Source organism: Streptomyces glaucus, from assembly GCF_039533365.1.
Classification (GTDB): Bacteria; Actinomycetota; Actinomycetes; order Streptomycetales; family Streptomycetaceae; genus Streptomyces; species Streptomyces glaucus.
Map to the genome: position 1 here is coordinate 89,869 of NZ_BAAATK010000004.1, position 17,451 is coordinate 107,319.

The following is a 17,451-nucleotide window of genomic DNA, read 5'->3' on the forward strand; positions in this document are numbered from 1 at the left end:
GGTTGTCCGGATGCATCGGTCGTCGGGTGCGTCCGTGCGTCCGCGCTTCTGTCGCGCGCTCGACGGCCTCGGCCGGCCGGGCGGTGCGGGGCCGTGGTCAGGGCGCGGGCCAGTTGCGCAGCAGGGCGTCGAGGGCGTCCAGGATCCGTGACCAGGTTTCCTGTGTGTCGGGGGCGCTGTGGCTGAAGCCGCCGCCCGTCTCCAGGCTGACGTAGCCGTGGAAGACGCTGCCCAGCAGCCGGACGGCGTGTGTCTGGTCCGGCTCCGCCAGGTCGTAGCCGCGCAGGATCGCCCGCGTCATCTGTACGTGCCTGCCGCCGGCGCCGGCGGCCGCGGTCTGCGGGTCGAACCTCGTCTGGGCCGCGGCGTAGCGGCCGGGATGCTCCCGGGCGTAGTCGCGGTAGACGTTCGCCAGGGCGGCCAGCGCGTCCTTGCCGGCTCGCCCGGCCAGGGCGTCGGCGGCCCGGTCGGCGAGTTCTTCCAGGGCGAGCAGGGCGATCCTGGTTTTGAGGTCCTGGGAGTTCTTGAGGTGCGAGTACAGGCTTGCGACCTTGACGTCGAACCGTCTGGCGAGCGCCGAGACGGTCACCTGGTCGAAGCCGACCTCATCGGCCAGTTCCGCCCCCGCCCGGGTCAGACGTTCCGTGGTCAGCCCTGCGCGTCCCATGCTTCTCCTCTCATCCACCAGAAGCGATTATGTATTTGCCTAATACCCTTAGGCAAATTGGCTTGATGTTTAGGAGTGGCTGACCGGGCGAGAGATCCGTGCCGCGTTCGTGAACCGCACAAGGGCGAGGCGAAGCGCCTGTCCGTCCCACGGGACCTGGCCGACCGGCCCTGGGGCAGACCTGGACTGCCTCGGCCGGCGGGATCACCGGGCCCCGACCGGGCCTGCCTCGTCACGGAGCCGGACGGCCGGCCGACGGCCCTCGCGCTCCGCTGCTCCAGCCCCACCTCGCGGCAGACGCGACGCAGCATGTGCTCGGTGTGCGTGATCACCCACACCGGTGGCCTCTCCCTGATGGCCGCGCGCCGGGCGGGGAAGGCCGGACAGCAGGGCGACTCGGCGGGCGCCTGCCCGCGGGCGCCTGGCGACGGTGCGGGACACCAGCAGCCCCGGGACGTCGTCCACCGTGCCGACGTCCTTGCCCAGCAGCTGGAACAGGCCCACCACGGCGTCCCGCGGGGCGTCGGACGCCCCGCCACCCACCGCCAGGGCGGTACGGGAGGAGGTGGCGAAGTCCAGGCTCAGGTCGAACAGGACGACCGGACGTTCCGTACGCCGGGCGTGCCGGTCGGCCGTACGCCCGTCGGTCGGACGCGGCAGCGTCCCGTCGGACGGCTCGAACATCCCGTCCAGCGCGCTGCCGGCGGCCGCCACCCGCTCGACGGGGATCCCGGCCGCGACGAGCACGTTCACGAGTCCTCCGGCGGGCCCGGCGTCACCGTGCAGACGCAGCGGACGCGGCGGCGGTACGGGCACCGGGGCGCGGGTGCCAGGGGCGGGCCAAGGGCGTCCCCCTCGACATGGCGCTTGCGATCTGTGATTTTCTGCCGGCGTCGATGCCCCGGCCGGCCGCCGGCACATTGCTGGAGGTCTTCACGCTCCGCGCGTCCGGCACGCGGGCACTCGGCTTGCCGTCGCGGCCTTCGGCCTTCCGGCCCAGGCGTCGCAGGAGGCCGCCGAGCTGGTCGAAGACACCTTCCTTCCAGCAGGCGGCGAAGCAGCCGTGGACGGTTTCCCGGGGGGCGAGGTCGTGCGGCGGGTACCGCCAGGGGATGCCGGTGCGGTCGACGCAGAGGGTGGCGTCCATGCTGCGACGCAGGCCGTGCTCAGGCGGGCGGCCGCTGTCGGGACCCTTGCTCCTGTGTTCCGCCCGCCAGGCGGTGAGTGTGGGTCAGAACAGCTCCCGGCGGGCCTCGGAGAGGTCGCTGGGATGTGGACGGTGTCGCGTCATGTTTCGGTACTGCCGTCGAGCGGGCCGCCTCCCCGAGTCGCGAACGAGGCCGGCCGGAGGCGCGTCGGGGTCGGGCAGGAGCGAACGGAACGAAAAGGGTCGCCGAATGACGACACGGATTCCTCGCCTCACACCAGACCGGTCTGCCCCAGGAGCCCATACCGGATCGGCCTGCGAATCAACACCGAACCACCCTGCCGTTCAACACCGAACAATCCTGCCGTGACAAAACGCTCTTTCAGGGCGTGCAGAGGGGGAGGACGGCGGTGAGTTGGCTTAGGTGGTCGGGGCGGACGCGGATTCCGGGGAGCCAGAGGTGTTTTCCGTTGTGTATGACCTGGAGCCAGATGCTGGTGTGTTTGTGGTTTTCGTCGGTGACGGTGACGCCGTTGGCGATGGTGCAGCGGGCTTGGAGGAGGTCGTGGTGCCAGACGCGGCCGGCGGAATTGGTGGTGTCGTAGGGGCGGTAGGGGCTGTAGGCCAGGGACAGCGCGCAGGTGTGCGTGCGGGGTTTTTGGCACTTCTTCTCGACGTTGTGGACGAGGACGCCGGCGCTGCCGCCTGTACCGGCTGCGGTGCCTGGCGCGGGCGTGGTGCCGGGCCCGTCCTGGATTGAAAGCAGGAGCAGCAGGCCCGTCACCAGCCCGCCGGCCACGATGGGGGCAGCGGCTGTGGCGATGATCCGGCGGCGGGACCACGGCCCGCGCAGCCGGCGTCGGCGGGCCGGGCGGGATGCGGTTGAGGATCCGGCAGCCTCGTCGCTGTCGCCGGCGGTGCTCATGGCGGCGGTGGCTGGTTCGTCGTGGCGGGTGGGGGCGGCCGCTTCCCACAGGGCGCGGTACTGGGTGGGGTCGGCGTCCAGTGCTTGGCACAGGTCCCGCACAACGGGCCAGGAGGGCACGGTTTCGCCGCGGAAATAGCGGGAGAGGGACGAGTCGCTGATGCGGACCTGGGCCTCCAGGCTGCGCAGGGTGCGCCCGGACTGCTGTTGCAGGCTGCGCAGAGCGTCTCCCAGCTTGCGTGCTGCCGCGCGGGGGTCCGGTTGTGGGCCGGTCATCGGTCGGGCCTTTCCGTGAAAGAGGGGGCGATCGCGTCTCGGCCGGCTGTCCCGTGTCCCGGGATGGGGGCGTCCCAGCAGGTCAGGACTGTATTTATCCCGACATCAGTGAAGCAAGCGGGATCCGGTTGTGGGGGTGCTGTTTCCTGCGCAAACTCGGCATACCGGCTGAGCGAATCACCCCTGAGGGTGAGCGTGCCGGTACTCATCGCCGTGCCGGCGGATGCCGCACGAGCCGACTCGAACCCCTTACCGGAAGGATCTTCACCATGCGTGTACGCACTGCACTGTCCGCCTTGGCCGCTCTCGCCGTCGTCGGAGTCGGCGGCCTGAGCGCGGCGGCGCCGGCCGTTGCCTCGCCCGGCGCGGCCTCCCAGCGGGTGGCGGCCGTTCAGGCGGCCGAGGGCCTGGACGTCCACCGCGGCAAGTACCTGACCCTGGGCGGCTGCCAGACCGCCGGCCAGCAGGGCATCGACCGCGGGCACTGGGACCGCTACCAGTGCGCCGAGGGCACCTTCTTCTGGAACCTGTGGACCAACCGCTGACAACCCGGCCCTGTCGGTGGCGCCCCTTCAAAGGGGCGCCACCGACGGCTTGCGGGCGTTGTCACGTTGTTGCATCCACACATTCCCGACGGTGCGCCGAGGCGTGGTGAGCGTGCGGTCGGGGTCTGTGTCCAGGCCGTGGCAGGCCGGCCGGCGACGCCGGTGATCCGGTTCCAGACGGCGAATCGGGTGATCGTCTCGGCTCGGTGGCCGTGGGCGGGCATCGGGCGGCGGTGGGGGCCGGAAGTTGAGGTGAGATGCCGCTGAACGCGGACAGGAACCGTTGCGCTGGCGGCGGCCGCCCTCACGGCCGGATCGAGGTCGAGGAGGCGCGTGAGCGCGGCCGGCAGGGACTCGCCGGTCCCGTGCGGAGTGGCGAGCGATGCCCAGTCCGTCCCGTCCAAGAGCTCTTGAAAGTGAGGGAGCTCGGGATGAGGGGTGTTCTCCGTCGCCGGGCTGCCGCTGTTGGTCACAGGCCGAGGCTATAGCGTGGGCGAGCCTGCGCTGCGCGTGGTCGTCCATGGAGAAGGACGCGTTCTCGTAGGAGATCGAACCCGGCTCGGCCGGACATCTGGCGTTTGAGCATCTTGATCCGGTCGACATGTCCTTCGACCACTCCGGAGCTCCAGGGCGGGGTGAGGCCGGCGATGACCGCATCGCGGTCACGGCCGATGCCCGCGGCGAGCGTATGGAGGCCGGGGAGGCTGTCTCGCCGGACGGCATCGAGCCACTGCGGCAGCCGTTCGCCCGCAGGCGCTCGGTCCGCCGACCGTACCGACGGGCCGGCCCCGGCAGTTGCTCGGCGAAGGTCCGGCGCCCGCACGAGATGACCGGGCGGAGGAACCCGCGGACGCGCAGGCGGAGGACGACTCGTCCGCCTCCGCTGGGCACACCGGCAGGAAACACCGGCATGAGCTGTGAATCCGCCGTGACCAGCTTCCGCACCCGGGACGGATGGCCCCGGCCACCGTACTTCGGGCCTCTCCGCGTACCGTTTCGTCTTCCACGTCGACCGGCAACACCGTCACGTCGGCGAGCGACGGGAGCAGCAACTCCTCAACCTTCCTGCGGACTCGGCCCTGACCTGGACCGCTTCCGGCTCGTCCGCCGTCGGGCTGAGTACGCGTACTCAGGTGCCGTCTGCCGGACTCCTCCATGCTGAGATGCGAACGCCGGACCGTCTCAGGGGAACATACGCATGGACCACGCTCTGCAGCTGCGCACTGCCACGCCTCGGGATCGCGACTGGATCCACGAACTGCGCCACCGCGTGTACGCGGAGGAGCTCGGCCAGCATCCGGTGGATCCGTCGGGGAGGCTGATTGACGGACTCGACGGCGACAACGTCTATCTCGTGGCCGCACGCGGCGAGACGCGGATCGGCTTCGTCAGCCTCACCCCGCCGTGGGTGGGCCGCTACTCCCTCGACAAGTACCTGACGCGCGAGGAGCTGCCGGTCCTGACCGAGGAGGCGCCGTTCGAGATCCGCGTCCTGACCGTCGAGGAGCACTGGCGGTCCACCGCGGCGGCGGCACTCCTCATGTACGCGGCACTGCGCTGGGTCGCGGCGCGGGGCGGACGCCGGGTGGTGGCGATGGGACGCACAGAGCTGCTCGACATGTACCTCGCCGCCGGACTGCGACCGGTGGGGCGCACGGTCCGCTCGGGCGCGGTCTCGTTCGAGGTCCTCAGCGGCTCCGTGGCCGGACTGACAAAAACCGTCACGGAGCGCCACGGCCGGATCCTGGAGCGGCTGCGGACGGGTCTCGACTGGCGGCTCGACGTGCCCTTCGCGCCGCGTGCGGACGGCTGTGAGCACGGCGGGGCGTTCTTCTCGGCGATCGGCACCGGCTTTTCGACCCTGGCCCGCCGTCACGAGGTGGTCGCGGCGGATGTGCTGGACGCCTGGTTCCCGCCGGCCCCAGGAGTCCGCGCGGTCCTCTCGGAGGATCCGGGGTGGGCGGCCCGGACTTCGCCGCCGACGGGCGCGGAGGGACTGCTCGCGGAGATCGCCGAGGTCCGCGGGCTGCCGGTGGAGTCGCTGGTCGTCGGGGCGGGCTCGTCCGATCTGATCTTCCGCGCGTTCGGCCGGTGGCTGACGCCGGAGAGCCGGGTGCTCCTGCTCGATCCGGGCTACGGGGAGTACGCCCATGTCACCGAGCGGGTGATCGGCTGCCGGGTCGACCGTCTCCGGCTGCGCCGGGAGGACGGCTGGCTGCTCGACCCGGCCCGGCTCGCCGCCGCGACCGGCGACGGACGGTACGACCTCGTGGTGGTGGTCAACCCGAACAACCCGACCGGCCGGCACGCCCCGGCCGACGCGCTGCGCGCGGTGATCGAGGCCTCGCCCGCGCGGACGCGGTGGTGGATCGACGAGGCGTACCTGGGGTATGCCGATCCGGCGGACTCACTTGCCGGGCTCGCCTCGGCCGACGCCCGGGTCGTGGTCTGCACCTCGCTGTCGAAGATGTACGCGCTGTCGGGAATGCGGGCCGCGTACCTGGTGGCCGGTCCGGAGACGGCCGGGGAGCTGCGACGCTGGACGCCGCCGTGGCCCGTGAGCCTGCCGGCCCAGCTGGCTGCCGTGACGGCGCTGCGCGACCCCGCGTACTACGCGGAGCGCTGGGCCCGCACCCATGTGCTGCGTCGGGAACTGGCGTACGACCTCGAGAAGTTGGGAGAGTTCTCCTCGGTCGACGAGGGGGTGGCGAACTTCCTCACGGTGACCCTGCCGCCGGACGGACCGAGCGCGGCGCGGCTGGTGCGCGAGTGCCGTAGGCACGACGTTTTCCTGCGTGACCTGTCGCCGGTGTCCCCGGCGTACGAGGGGCGGACCGTCCGGATCGCCGTCCGCGACACGGCGGAGAACACGCGGATCGTGGCGGCGTGCCGGAGCGCCCTGGACGCGCTGCGCACGCCGGCCGCGGTGGTCCCGGGCGCGTCGGGACGGGCCTCCCGGTGACGACGGTCGCCGCTCTCGTGCCGTACCTCGGCGGGGCACTGGCGGTCGGAGGCGTCGCGGTGGCGGCGACCCGGCGCCGTGAACTGATGGTCCGCTGGTGCGTGTGGGCGCTCGGAGTGCCCCTGGTGACCGCCGCGTTCTGGCTCGGTCCACCGGGGATCGCGGTACTCGTGGCCGTGGTCGGTGTGGTCGCGGTGGCGGAGTTCGGCGGGTTGCTCCGGCTGGGTCCGGTGGACCGGGCGGTGCTGGGCGCGGCGATCGCCGGACTCGTCCTGACCGCCTGGCTGGCCCCCGGGGAGGTGCTCCGGGTGGCGGCGGCCGGGGCGTTCGCGATCGCCGGGGTGCCGTTGCTCTCGGGCGACGCGGAGCACGGACTCCGCCGCCTGGGGGCGGGCCTGCTGGGGCTCGTGTGGCTGGGCGCCCTGGCCGGCCTCGTATCGTCCGGCGTCCTCGGCCTCGTCCTGTTCGTGGCCGTGTCGATCGCCGACATCGTCGCGTACGCGGCGGGCCGCCGTCTCGGCGGCCCCCGGCTCTCCCCGCTGTCGCCCGCCAAGCGGTGGAGCGGCACGCTGGCCGGGGCGGCGGCCGGTCTCCTCACGCTGGTCGTGCTGTCCTCCTTGACGTGGCAGACGGCGGTGGCCGTGGCGGTCGGCGGCCCGCTCGGGGATCTGCTGGAGTCGATGGTCAAGCGGGGCGCCCGCGCCAAGGACGCCGGCCGGTGGCTGCCCGGCTCCGGCGGCATCCTCGACCGGATCGACTCCCTCCTCGTGGCTCTGGCGGTGCTGCTGGTGCTGCAGTGAGCCACGAGGCGGTTCAGGGCGGCCGGCTGCCCGGCTGCCGTTGTCGAGTGCCGGTCTGCCGACTGGGCCCACGAGCCCGACGAGGGACGCGGCCGCGGGGGCTCACTTGGCTTCGACTCGTCCTACGGAGTGGGGGCCGGTTGTCAGCGCTTCGCATGCGGCCTGCCACGCGCGGGCGCCGGGGTGGAACTGGGTGTGGAGGTAGGCCGCGGTGAGCCGGGCGAGGGCGGCGACTCGCCGGGGGTTCTCGTCGGTGGTCTCGGCGGCGTCGTATCCGGCGATTCCGCCGAGTCCGTGCTCCGCGTCGAACAGGGTGAGCAGGGTCTTGGGGCTGGGGGCGAGGGTGTAGGGGTCGGCGTGCCAGTCCGGCCCGATGTCCGTGAAGTGCCGGGAGTCGTCCTTGTCGCCGGCGACGACCAGCGCGGGTGTGGTCATGGTGGAGAAGTCGACGGCGCCGATGATCGGCCACTGCGCGGCCATGGGCCCGTTGAAGGCGTCGCCGCCCCTGCCGGGCGCGGCGAGCAGCACGCCGGCCTTGATGCGGGGCTCGCCGAGGTGCACCAGGTCCCCGGTGTCGGGGTCGTCGAGCCCGGCGCCGAGCAGGAGGGCGGCGGTGAAGCCGCCGAGCGAGTGTCCGGCGATGGCGATCTTGGTGGGGTCGATCCGTCCGGCGAGCTGCGGCACGGTGTGCTCGATGGTGTCGAGCCGGTCGAGGACGTGGGTCATGTCCTCGGCCCGGGATCGCCAGAAGTAGGGTGCGCCGGGCGCGTCGGCGACCAGGTGGCTCAGTGTCCTGGAGGTGAGGTGGGTGGGCTGGACGACGGCGAATCCGTGGGCGGCCCAGAAGTTGGCGAGGGGCGCGTAGCCGTTGAGCGAGGAGAGGTTGTTCGAGGGACCGTGACCGTGGGAGAGGAGGACGACGGGGAGGCCGGTTCCGGTCGCGGGTGCGGAGACGCGCACCTGGAGGTCCACGGGACGTCCGGGCACCGGGAGGACGACGGGGCTGAAGGACAGGACCGGGGCGGGCGCGCCGAAGGCGTCGGCGCTGGTGGCGGTGGATGCGCTCATGGTGGGGTTCCCTTTCGGCGGCGCCTGCCGTCGCCGGTCTCCTGCGACCGGCGACGGCAAGGGGGACAGGGGCATCCGCTTCGGCTAAGCTGAAGCGGAGCGATGCTCCACTTAGTATTCGGAGCGCTGCTCCGTTTTGTCAATCGGTGTGGAAGGAGTACTCGGTGACCGCCGACAGCCCCGCGGGGAAGCCGCCGTCCCGAGGCAAGCGGGCCGACGCCCGGCGCAACCGGGAAACGGTGCTCGCCGCCGCCGCCGAGGTGTTCGTCACCTCCGGCGTCGACGCGCCGATCCGCCAGATCGCAGCCCGGGCGGGCGTCGGCATGGCCACGATCTACCGCCACTTCCCGACCCGGGCGGATCTCATCACGGCCGTCTACCGCCACCAGATCGAGGCGTGCGCCGAGGCCGGCCCGAACCTGCTGGCCAGTGCCGACTCCCCGTTCGAGGCACTGCGCCAGTGGATCGACCTCTTCGTCGACTTCCTCGTCACCAAGCACGGACTCGCCGACGCCCTGCAGTCCGACGACGACCGCTTCGCCGCACTGCACGACTACTTCCTCGACCGCCTGCTGCCCGTCTGCGCCGAGTTGCTCGACGCCGCGGTCGAGGCAGGCGACATCGGACCCGGTACGCAGCCGTACGAACTGATGCGCGGCATCGGCAACCTCTGCATCGGACGCGACGACGACCCCCGCTACGACCCCCGACGCCTGATCGCTCTCCTCCTCCAGGGACTTCGGCGACCTCACGCGTCCTGATGCCGACGAGCGGCATCGCATCCCGCCTCCGCACCTCCGCCCGCTGGGCAACCGCCCCTCGACAGCCGGACCCGCCAGCAGGCAACAGCGCCCTTCGACCGGTGCTGTCGCTTCTCGTGAAGAGCGAACACGACACCATCGGCATGCCGCTCAACGTCGTGAACATCCGCTGTTGGCTCTGCCCATGAGAACGGGTTCTGGTCCAACTTTTGTGGAACGGTGACGTCCAGTACCGACGGGGGTGTCGGTAGGGCGGTCGATAATACGTGACATGGCGGATCGCAGTCCGGTGCTCCGGATCATCAACTCGGCGGCGCGGGAGTCCCTGAAGCCGCTCGGCCTTGCCCAGCGTGGGCGGTCGCGGCTGTGGATCGATGATCGCGGGTGGTGGCTCGGGGTTGTGGAGTTCACCCCGTCACGTACTGCTGGCAGCGGTCTGCACGTCGGTGCGATGTGGCTGTGGCACGACGTGGACCACCTGGCCTTCCACGTGGACGCAGTCCGAGTCAGCCCCGAGCTGTTCCGCACCGAGGAGCAGTTCACGCCGATGGCACTCGAACTCAGCCGACAGGCGGCTGCGAACGTGACCGCGCTCAGGGAGAAGTTCCCGGCTCTGCCAGACGTCGCCCGATACCTGACATCCAGGCCGGTGCGGCGGGGATTCCTCTGGGACTGCTTCGACGCAGGGGTCGCGGCCGCCCTGGTCGGGGATCCGGACACGGCCCGCGATCAGTTCGAGCGAGTCCTTCGAGAGGACCCGCTGGTTCCGTGGATGGTCGAAGCCCAGAGGAGGGCACGCGAGCTTCACACGATCGCGCCAGATCGCGACGCCGTGACTGCCTGGGCTGCCCGGGCCGTCGACTCGTGCCGGAGCAAGCTGGGCCTGGATCCTGCCGCTCCTGATCAGCTGGATGGACCCTCTCGTTGAGCAACAGAGCTGCGGTCAGGCCGGCAGAACACGCTTCCGCAGCAGGCCGAATCCGGCCCGGCCGTACATCTGGCACTTGATCATTTTGATCCGGTTAACGTGACCTTCGACGACGCCGGAGCTCCACGGCAGTGTCAGGCCGGCGGTGACGGCAGCGAGATCCCGTTCGAGGCCGTTGACGAAGGTGGGGAGGCTGGGCAGGTCGTCGGCGCGGACCGTCTTGATCCATTGCGGGAGCTGGTCACCCTGGAGCTGGGTGAGCATCTTCCCGAACGCGCGGACGTGCCCGGTGAGGGCATCCGGTTCGGGGCAGCCCGCGGGGACGGATTTGAGTTTCAGGCGTTCGCTTTCCGGCAGGGTGTCGGGGTGGGTCAGGATCCAGCCGGTGACCGTGCGCGGGGACGGCGGGCGGGCTGCCGGCGCGGTCGGGGATGTGCGGAACGGCTGGATGTGGGCGCGGACGGCTCCGTAGCCGCCCGTGTAGCCGTGCGTCTTGATCTCTTCCCAGAGGGTCCAGGCGTTCGTGCAGCCTTCGGCCCATCGCTCGTGCAGACAGGGCTTGAAGTCGTCGAGCTTGGTCTTGCGGTTCTGCCACTGTCCCTGGAACAGGTCCTCCGGCTTCGCGGCGTCGGCCAGCCGTTGGACGGTGCGGTAGGCCATGCCGAGCTGGCGCTGGATCGAGCGTCGGCTATGGCCGGCGGCCAGCAGCGCGTGGACAGTGGCGTGCTTGGCGCGGGTGCGATCGGCGAACCGGTGCCCGGTGGGCCACGGGGACCCGCGCTCCGCCGGTGCCGAAGCCGGAGCCTTTCCGGTTCCGATGCGGTGAAGGTCGCGCGGAGGCATGGACGGTGGCGGGAGACGCACCGCTCGGCCGCTTCGCCGAGGTTGCGCCAGAGGTGGAACCGGTCGGCGACCTGGACCGCGGTGGGTGCCCCGATCCTGGCGCCCTCGGCGAAGAATAGGGCACGGTCACGGCAGACGACCTCGATCCCCGGGCGCTCGGCCAGCCAGGCCGTGACAGTGCCTGCCTCGCGATCCGGCAGGAGGTCCACCGGTCTGCGGGTCTCGACGTCGACCAGCACGGTCCCGTGGACACGGCCCTTGCGCATCGCGTACTCGTCGACGCCGACCACACGCGGGACCTGTGGCTGGGGTTCCGGGAGCGCGTCGACCAGCCGTAGGACCGTGTTCCGGCTGACCCTCGCCCCAAAGACGTCGGCCAGCCGGGCACCGGCGCGACCGGCCAGGGCAAGGCCGACCTCGGACAGCACCGACCGCATCCGCTCGGTCCGTTGGCTGTACCGCCGGGTCAGGCCCGCGACCTGCTCAACGAACGTCTGCCGCCCGCAGAAGACGTCTTCGCACGTGAAGCGCCGAACACGAAGCCGCAGCACCACCTGCCGTCCCGCCACCGGTAGGTCAGCGGGAAACCGCAGGTAGGAGCCGTGCACCCGCCCGGACCAGCTCCCACAGCCCGGACACCGAGCCCCGGCCGTCCGGCATCTGACACCGACTCGGATCACCTCGCCATCGTCCTGCACCGACTCCACTCCGATCCCCGGATCCGCCAGGAAAAGCAGCTCTTCCAGCCGGAGCAGTACCTCGCGCACAGCCCAGAACCATCAGCCCGAACGAGGTCGGCACCGTCACTTTCCGGACGATCTCGCCGAGACCTACAGCAAGGCCATTAGTCACAGGGAGTAGCCACATCGCAAAAGTTGAGTCAGAGCCCGAGAACGGACAGCAGATGTTCACCTCTTCGGGAGGCACCGCGGTCGGTCCTGTTCGATTCCCCGCACCTGCTTCAGTACAAGGGCGGCGCGGGGAGTGCGACGGGGGTCCGGCAGGGGTGGGACAGCCGGTCCAAGCCCACCCCACCCCTGCCCTCGCCACACTCCCCGCCGCCAGGACGCTGAGCAGGACGAATACGGAAGTCCGGCTGGGGCGCCAGGTGCCGGCGGGCACGGCGTCGTACGAGACGCCGTCCACGGGCCGCACGGGGTCGGGGGCGCGGACCCGGACCTGGTGCTCGGCAGGCTCCACCGTGTCGCCGCACCGGCGAAGAGGCGGTGTTCCGGCCGTGCGCTGTTCGGTTTCCTTTGCCCGAGCACTGGTCGGAGTTCCGGGGCACCGGGTGCGGCTCGTTCCGCCGGTGGCCGGGGGCTCTGGGAGGTGGCGGCCTTCGGACCTACGATGAGCGGCATGTCGTCCGATGCCTCTCCGTCCTCCGTCTGGCCCGTCCTGCACTACGACGACACCAGGGCGGCGTTGCGCTTCCTGGTCGACGTGCTGGGCTTCGAGCAGGCGGTCGCCGCGCCGGACGAGCACGGCGGGATCGGGCACGCCGAGCTGCGCTGGCCCGGCGGCGGTGCGCTGGTGTTCGGCTCGACCCGGCACACGGACAGCGTGCACGGGCGTATGCGGGCGGGGACCAGCGCGGTGTACGTGGTGAGCGACGACGTGGACGCGGTGCACCGGCGGGTGGTCGACGCCGGCGGCGTGGTTCTTGAAGCACCGCATGAGACCCGGTTCGGGTCGGGTGCCGCGGCGTACGTGTGCACGGTGCAGGACCCGGAGGGCAACTTGTGGACCTTCGGCACCTACCGCGGCTCCTGCTGAAGGCGCACGTGGCCACCGGACGGGCCGCAAGGGGGTTCGGGGCGGTGCGTCAGCCCGGGGCGCCGCTGCGCCGGGCGTAGGCACGGGCGGCACGGGCGCGGTCGCCGCAGCGGGTGGAGCACCAGTGGCGCCGGCCGTGGGTGCGCAGAAGAAACCGGTCGCAGGGGGCGGAGCCGCAGGCGGCGAGGATGCCGGCGTCGGGACCGGTGAGCAGGTCGGCGGCGTCGGCGGCGAGGGTTGCCAGTGCGTGGTTGACGGCCCGGTCGGTGGGGTGCGCCTGGATGCGGCGCGGTCCCTGGGCGCCGTCCCAGGCGAGGAGGGGTGCGGTGGGGACGGCCGTGAGTGCCTCGTTCACCGCGCGCAGTGATTCTGCGGGCGGGGTGGTGCTGTGGACGCGGGCGGCGAACAGGGCGCGGATGTGGCCGCGCAGTGTGCGCATCCGCTGTGCGCACACCTCGTACAGCTGCACGTCCGGAGCGGTCAGGTCGTGGGCGGCGAGCCAGCGCATGGCGGATTCGGGGGCGGCGAGCAGGTCGTAGCTCTGGCCGGCGGGCAGGGTCGCGGCGGTGTCGGCGAAGTCCAGGGAACGGTACCGGTCGGCGCCCGGAGCTGGGGGCAGAGCGGTCTGCGCTGTGTCGGTGGCCAGGGCTTCGTCCATGTCTCTCATGGTAGCGCTTGCGTTTTTCCGTGATGCCTGCATAGCCTGACGTCACGCTAAAAGCAGAGTTTTTCCGTGAGAGATAGAGGAGTCTTGATGTCCCAGCTCGACGCCGCTCAGTTCCCGGTCCGCACGTTCGGTGGCCCGACTGCCCTGTTCGAGTACGGCGGCCTGCGCTTTCTGACCGACCCGACCTTCGACGGCCCCGGCGACTACCCCTCGTCCGGCCCGACCCTGACCAAGACCGCCCCCTCCGCCGCCACCCCCGCCGACCTCGGCCGCGTCGACGTGGTCCTGCTCTCCCACGACGAGCACGCCGACAACCTCGACACCTCCGGCCGCGCCCTGCTCGCCGACGTCCCCCTCACCCTCACCACCCCCGGCGGCGGCGAGCGTCTCGGGGGCAGGGCCAAGGGCCTGGCCGACTGGGAGTCGGTCGAGCTGGAGCGCCCCGGCGGCGGCACCGTCACCGTCACCGGCGTCCCCGCCATCCACGGCCCCGGGCCGCGCGAGGAGGTCGAGCCCTTCGCCGGCCAGGTCGTCGGCTTCGTCCTGACCGGGGAAGGGCTGCCGACGGTCTACGTCAGCGGCGACAACGCCTCCCTCGACGCGGTCAGGGAGATCGCCGAGCGCTTCGCCCCGGTCGACACCGCCATCCTGTTCGCCGGAGCGCCCCGCTTCCCGATGCTCTTCGACGGCGGACTGATCGTCCTGGACAGCGCCCAGGCCGCCGAGGCCACCCGGATCCTCGGCGCCCGCCACGTCGTCCCCGTCCACCACGACAGCTGGGCCCACTTCACCGAGGGCCGTGACGAGCTGGAGGCCGCCTTCGCCGCCGCCGGCCTGACCGACCGCCTGGACGCGGACTGGCTCCAGCGCGCCTGAGCGCAGACCTCCGTTCGTAAGTCGTGCCCGCACGGTGGTCGGGGCCCGCGACGTATCGGGCCCCGACCGGTGAGCGGCAACCTCCGCGGCGTCCTGCGGCGCCGCCGGCCGTCACGACGGGAAAAAGGCCCGTCACGGCCGTCCCAGCTCTCCAGACGGGCGTCATGGAGGAACACGGTCAGATCGGGCCATGAGTACGCGGTGCCGATGATGCGCCCATCGATGCGCACCCGCCGGCACGCGCGGGCAGCCGACGGCTGCCGCTGGCGTCCGGACCGCTTGGCCAGGTGGCAGCGCCCCGTGAGGTTCGGGACACCTGCGCGTCGGCAGGGAAGCGCCACCACACCAACCCATCGTGGCGTCTGTTCGGAGCATCCCCGCGTCGGAGGGGAGGACACCACGCCGGCTGGACCAGGGACCACCGCGTCCGGGGCGCCCCCGCGACGTGATGGGGTCCCGGGCCCTTGCGGAAGCGTTCGGAGGGCGACCGCCAGCCCCAGCTCGGTGCGGGCGAGGTCGGCGTCGGAGGTGTTTCGATCCTCGGTCGCCCCGAAGGACCGCCGCCAGCTTCCCGGCGCAAGCGTCGACGATCCGCGAGCCGTAGGTGCGATCCTCGATGTGGGTGCGGCTGCGGTCAGGACGGCTGAGGCGAGGGCGTCGCCGGTCCGGAGGCCGGGCAGTTCGGCGATGATGCCGCGCCCGGTGCGGGCGCCGCCCCGCACAGACGGCTGCCGAGGCGGCGAACAGGATGAGGGCGTTGAGCCGGCCGTGGTCGCCGGCACGGATGAGTGCGTGGATGAGGGCGCCGGTGGCCGCGGCGGCGAGGGCGGCACCGGGCACGTCGAGGGAGCCGGAGGCCACGCGGGGGAGATCGGGCAGGATACGGGGGAGTGCGGCGAGGACGATCGGGCCGACGGGGACGTTGACCAAGAAGACCCAGGCCCAGCCGGGCCCGGCGGTGATGGGCGGGAGAAGCACCGCCAGACGCGCCGACGCCCTGCGGAGCACCGACGCGATCGTCGAAACCGCGGCCGAGTGCCTGGGGGAGAACCCGGAAGCGAGCCTCGGTGAGATCGCGCGCGCCGGACGGTGGCCGCCGGGATCCCCGGACCGCGGCGGACATGCACGTCGGGAGAAGGCAAGGCGGTGTGGCAACTGGCGGCTGCACCCGCTCGGTGCAGGACTCCCCGTACGATGAGTTCGTGACCGCAAGCACCCGTTCAAGCCGCCGCCCGGCCGGGCGGCTGTTTGCGCTGCTGGTGCTGGCGGTGCTGGCCGGCGTGCTGGGCATGCACGGCCTGGCTCCGGGCGGAGTGCCGGCGGCGCGGACAGCGGCCGGCCACGAGATGGTGATGGCCGCGGCGGACGGCGTGCCGCACGCGGACGGGGGATGCGCGCACACCGACGGCGGATCGGGCCATCTCGAGCACGCCGACGGGACGTGCGCGGCCGCCGGCACTGCCTCGGCATACACGCCGCCGATGCTGACCGGCACGGTGCCCGACGCGCCCGTTGCCCCTTTTCCCCCTGCGGTGGCCACCGGCTCGTCCCATGACGGACGGGCCCCGCCCGACCTGTCCGAGCTGCAACTTCTTCGGATATAGAGCGGCCCGCTCGGCACCCCTTGCGCCCCGTGATGACCCGGTGGCGGGTGCCGTGCTCCCGCACGCCCCATGTCCGATCCACCGCGCGCCGTGACCCGCGTGTGAAGGAGTTGCACCACCATGATCCGCAAGCGTTCCCTCGTCCGCCGTATCGCCGCCGTCACCGCATCAGGTGCGGCCGTGCTCGTCCTGGCCGCCTGCGGCGGCAACGGCGACGACAACAGTTCGGCCGCCGGGCACGGTGGCCACAACGCCGCCGCTTCCTCGTCCGCCTCGGCGCCGGCGTCGCAGGGTCGGCACAACGCGGCCGACGTGGCCTTCGCCGAGGGGATGATTCCCCACCACCGCCAGGCCGTGGAGATGGCCGGCCTGGCACCCGAGCGGGCCCAGTCGCCGGAGGTGAAGAAGCTCGCCGCCGACATCAGGAAGGCCCAGGAGCCTGAGATCAAGAAGCTGTCCGGCTGGCTGACGTCCTGGGGCGAGGAAGTGCCGACCGAGGGCGCCATGGACCACTCCATGCACGGCGGCATGGAGGGCATGATGACGGCCGAGGAGATGACCGAGCTCGAGAATGCTTCAGGCAAGGCGTTCGACACCGCCTTCCTGGAAATGATGATCAAGCACCATGAGGGTGCGGTCGAGATGGCCGAGACCGAGCAGGCCGACGGCGTCCACGCCGCGGCCCGGAGGATGGCCGCGGACATCATCGCCTCGCAGAGCGCGGAGATCGAGCAGATGAACAAGCTGCTCGGCAAGGACTGATCCCCGGCGCGCCGGTGCGCGGGCGGGCGCCGCTGGTGCCCGCCCGCGCACCGGCAGGCCCGCCTGTCCTCCTCCTGCGCGGACTCCACGCCATGACTCGCACAGCGCGGCGCTGTCCGCGTGCCCTGATCCTGCTCGTCGCGGCCGGCCTGCTGCCGGCCGCCTGCTCCGCTACCGACACCACGGCCGACCGGCCGTGACAGCGCGGCAGTCCCTGACCCGGGGACCGGCCACCTGTACGGCCTGGGCGTCGGCCCGGCCGACGGTGCTGTCCACGTTGCCGGCCGTCACGGCGTCTTCCGTCTGGACGGCGGCACGGCGACTCGGGTGGCTGGCCGTTACCAGGACACCATGGGTTTCACCGCCACCGGTCCCCCCCCCGCGTTCCTGGCAGGCGGCCACCCCGCCCCGGCCGGCCCCGGGGCCCGCTCGCCCCGTCCGGGGCCGATCCGCAGCACGGACGCGGGCCGGACCCGGCAGACGCTCTCCGCCGGGGCGAGGCCGATTTCCACTCCCTGCACAGGCCGGAGACGTGCTCCACGGATCCGACAGCCGAAGCGGCAAGGCGCGGGCCGGCACCGAGACGGCCGCAGCTGGGACGAGCGTGCCCGCAGCACAGCGCTCGATCCGGCATCCCACCCCGGCAGCGCGGCGCGAGCGCGGGTTGCCGCCGGTACCGGTCTGGAGCGCGGTACCGGCGGCGGGCGCAGCTTCCGCCCCGTCTCCTCGGCATCCCCTCTGGTCGCGGTGGAGGAGCCGGAACCTGGTTCGCTCGGGGCGCTCACGGCCGACGGCAGTGTGCTCACCGGCCGCGGCGACGGGCCGTGGACGCAGCTGGGCCGCC

Annotated in this window: 14 protein-coding genes and 6 pseudogenes; 10 read left to right on the forward strand and 10 right to left on the reverse strand. The window is 72.0% G+C overall.

Annotated features, from left to right (window positions below; all coding sequences use genetic code 11):
• Positions 1-97: 97 nt before the first annotated feature.
• Positions 98-667 (reverse strand): TetR/AcrR family transcriptional regulator, encoded by a 570-nt coding sequence (locus ABD363_RS04450; protein ID WP_344600021.1) that lies wholly within the window; start codon positions 665-667, stop codon positions 98-100.
• Between the two features lie 75 nt (positions 668-742).
• Between ABD363_RS04450 and ABD363_RS04455 the strand changes: the two are divergent.
• A pseudogene (locus ABD363_RS04455) lies at positions 743-1,015 on the forward strand (FBP domain-containing protein); the annotation flags it as partial.
• Between the two features lie 114 nt (positions 1,016-1,129).
• Here the strand turns inward: ABD363_RS04455 and ABD363_RS04460 are convergent.
• The 3 genes and pseudogenes from ABD363_RS04460 to ABD363_RS04470 all read right to left on the reverse strand — a co-directional run.
• Positions 1,130-1,351: pseudogene (locus tag ABD363_RS04460) on the reverse strand (3-hydroxyacyl-CoA dehydrogenase); the annotation flags it as partial.
• 143 nt (positions 1,352-1,494) lie between these two features.
• A pseudogene (locus ABD363_RS04465) lies at positions 1,495-1,958 on the reverse strand (transposase); the annotation flags it as partial.
• Positions 1,959-2,196: 238 nt separating this feature from the next.
• Entirely contained in the window at positions 2,197-3,015 is an 819-nt protein-coding gene (locus tag ABD363_RS04470; RefSeq protein ID WP_344600022.1) for a helix-turn-helix domain-containing protein, read from the reverse strand.
• Positions 3,016-3,284: 269 nt separating this feature from the next.
• On the opposite strand from ABD363_RS04470, the gene ABD363_RS04475 reads away from it, so the two are divergent.
• Entirely contained in the window at positions 3,285-3,560 is a 276-nt protein-coding gene (locus ABD363_RS04475; RefSeq protein ID WP_344600023.1) for a hypothetical protein, read from the forward strand.
• A gap of 134 nt (positions 3,561-3,694) precedes the next feature.
• Here the strand turns inward: ABD363_RS04475 and ABD363_RS32540 are convergent.
• Together ABD363_RS32540 and ABD363_RS04480 are read right to left on the reverse strand one after the other, a co-directional pair.
• Positions 3,695-3,849 (reverse strand): annotated as a pseudogene (locus tag ABD363_RS32540) (IS6 family transposase); the annotation flags it as partial.
• Positions 3,850-4,029: 180 nt separating this feature from the next.
• Positions 4,030-4,455 (reverse strand): annotated as a pseudogene (locus tag ABD363_RS04480) (transposase); the annotation flags it as partial.
• Between the two features lie 303 nt (positions 4,456-4,758).
• Here ABD363_RS04480 and ABD363_RS04485 point away from each other — a divergent pair.
• Positions 4,759-6,522, forward strand: a complete 1,764-nt coding sequence (locus tag ABD363_RS04485) for a histidinol-phosphate aminotransferase family protein (RefSeq protein WP_344600025.1) — start codon at positions 4,759-4,761, stop codon at positions 6,520-6,522.
• On the forward strand, positions 6,519-7,322 hold the full coding sequence (locus ABD363_RS04490; RefSeq protein ID WP_344600026.1) for a phosphatidate cytidylyltransferase: 804 nt from the start codon (positions 6,519-6,521) through the stop codon (positions 7,320-7,322). Before ABD363_RS04485 ends, ABD363_RS04490 begins: the two co-directional genes overlap by 4 nt.
• A 102-nt stretch (positions 7,323-7,424) precedes the next feature.
• Here ABD363_RS04490 and ABD363_RS04495 read toward each other — a convergent pair whose 3' ends face one another.
• Positions 7,425-8,390 (reverse strand): alpha/beta hydrolase family protein, encoded by a 966-nt coding sequence (locus ABD363_RS04495; RefSeq protein WP_344600027.1) that lies wholly within the window; start codon positions 8,388-8,390, stop codon positions 7,425-7,427.
• Positions 8,391-8,554: 164 nt separating this feature from the next.
• On the opposite strand from ABD363_RS04495, the gene ABD363_RS04500 reads away from it, so the two are divergent.
• Positions 8,555-9,151, forward strand: coding sequence for a TetR/AcrR family transcriptional regulator (locus ABD363_RS04500; protein WP_344600028.1), 597 nt, complete (start codon positions 8,555-8,557; stop codon positions 9,149-9,151).
• 271 nt (positions 9,152-9,422) lie between these two features.
• Positions 9,423-10,079, forward strand: a complete 657-nt coding sequence (locus ABD363_RS04505) for a hypothetical protein (protein WP_344600029.1) — start codon at positions 9,423-9,425, stop codon at positions 10,077-10,079.
• A gap of 15 nt (positions 10,080-10,094) precedes the next feature.
• Here the strand turns inward: ABD363_RS04505 and ABD363_RS04510 are convergent, their stop codons facing one another.
• The gene (locus tag ABD363_RS04510; RefSeq protein WP_344600030.1) at positions 10,095-10,922 is read right to left on the reverse strand and encodes a transposase; all 828 of its coding nucleotides are present in this window, start codon (positions 10,920-10,922) and stop codon (positions 10,095-10,097) included.
• A gap of 47 nt (positions 10,923-10,969) precedes the next feature.
• Positions 10,970-11,689: pseudogene (locus tag ABD363_RS04515) on the reverse strand (ISL3 family transposase); the annotation flags it as partial.
• A 592-nt stretch (positions 11,690-12,281) separates the two neighbouring features.
• Between ABD363_RS04515 and ABD363_RS04520 the strand changes: the two are divergent.
• Entirely contained in the window at positions 12,282-12,698 is a 417-nt protein-coding gene (locus ABD363_RS04520; RefSeq protein WP_344600031.1) for a VOC family protein, read from the forward strand.
• A 49-nt stretch (positions 12,699-12,747) separates the two neighbouring features.
• On the opposite strand, the gene ABD363_RS04525 is transcribed toward ABD363_RS04520, so the two are convergent.
• Positions 12,748-13,365, reverse strand: a complete 618-nt coding sequence (locus ABD363_RS04525) for an ABATE domain-containing protein (protein WP_425577938.1) — start codon at positions 13,363-13,365, stop codon at positions 12,748-12,750.
• An 87-nt stretch (positions 13,366-13,452) separates the two neighbouring features.
• On the opposite strand from ABD363_RS04525, the gene ABD363_RS04530 reads away from it, so the two are divergent.
• From ABD363_RS04530 to ABD363_RS04540, 3 genes are all read left to right on the forward strand, one after another.
• Positions 13,453-14,241, forward strand: a complete 789-nt coding sequence (locus tag ABD363_RS04530) for an MBL fold metallo-hydrolase (protein ID WP_344600033.1) — start codon at positions 13,453-13,455, stop codon at positions 14,239-14,241.
• 1,202 nt (positions 14,242-15,443) lie between these two features.
• Positions 15,444-15,845: a DUF6153 family protein gene (locus ABD363_RS04535; RefSeq protein ID WP_344600034.1), complete on the forward strand. Its 402-nt coding sequence runs from the start codon at positions 15,444-15,446 to the stop codon at positions 15,843-15,845.
• Positions 15,846-15,965: 120 nt separating this feature from the next.
• Positions 15,966-16,607 (forward strand): DUF305 domain-containing protein, encoded by a 642-nt coding sequence (locus tag ABD363_RS04540; protein WP_344600035.1) that lies wholly within the window; start codon positions 15,966-15,968, stop codon positions 16,605-16,607.
• Positions 16,608-17,451 lie beyond the last annotated feature (844 nt).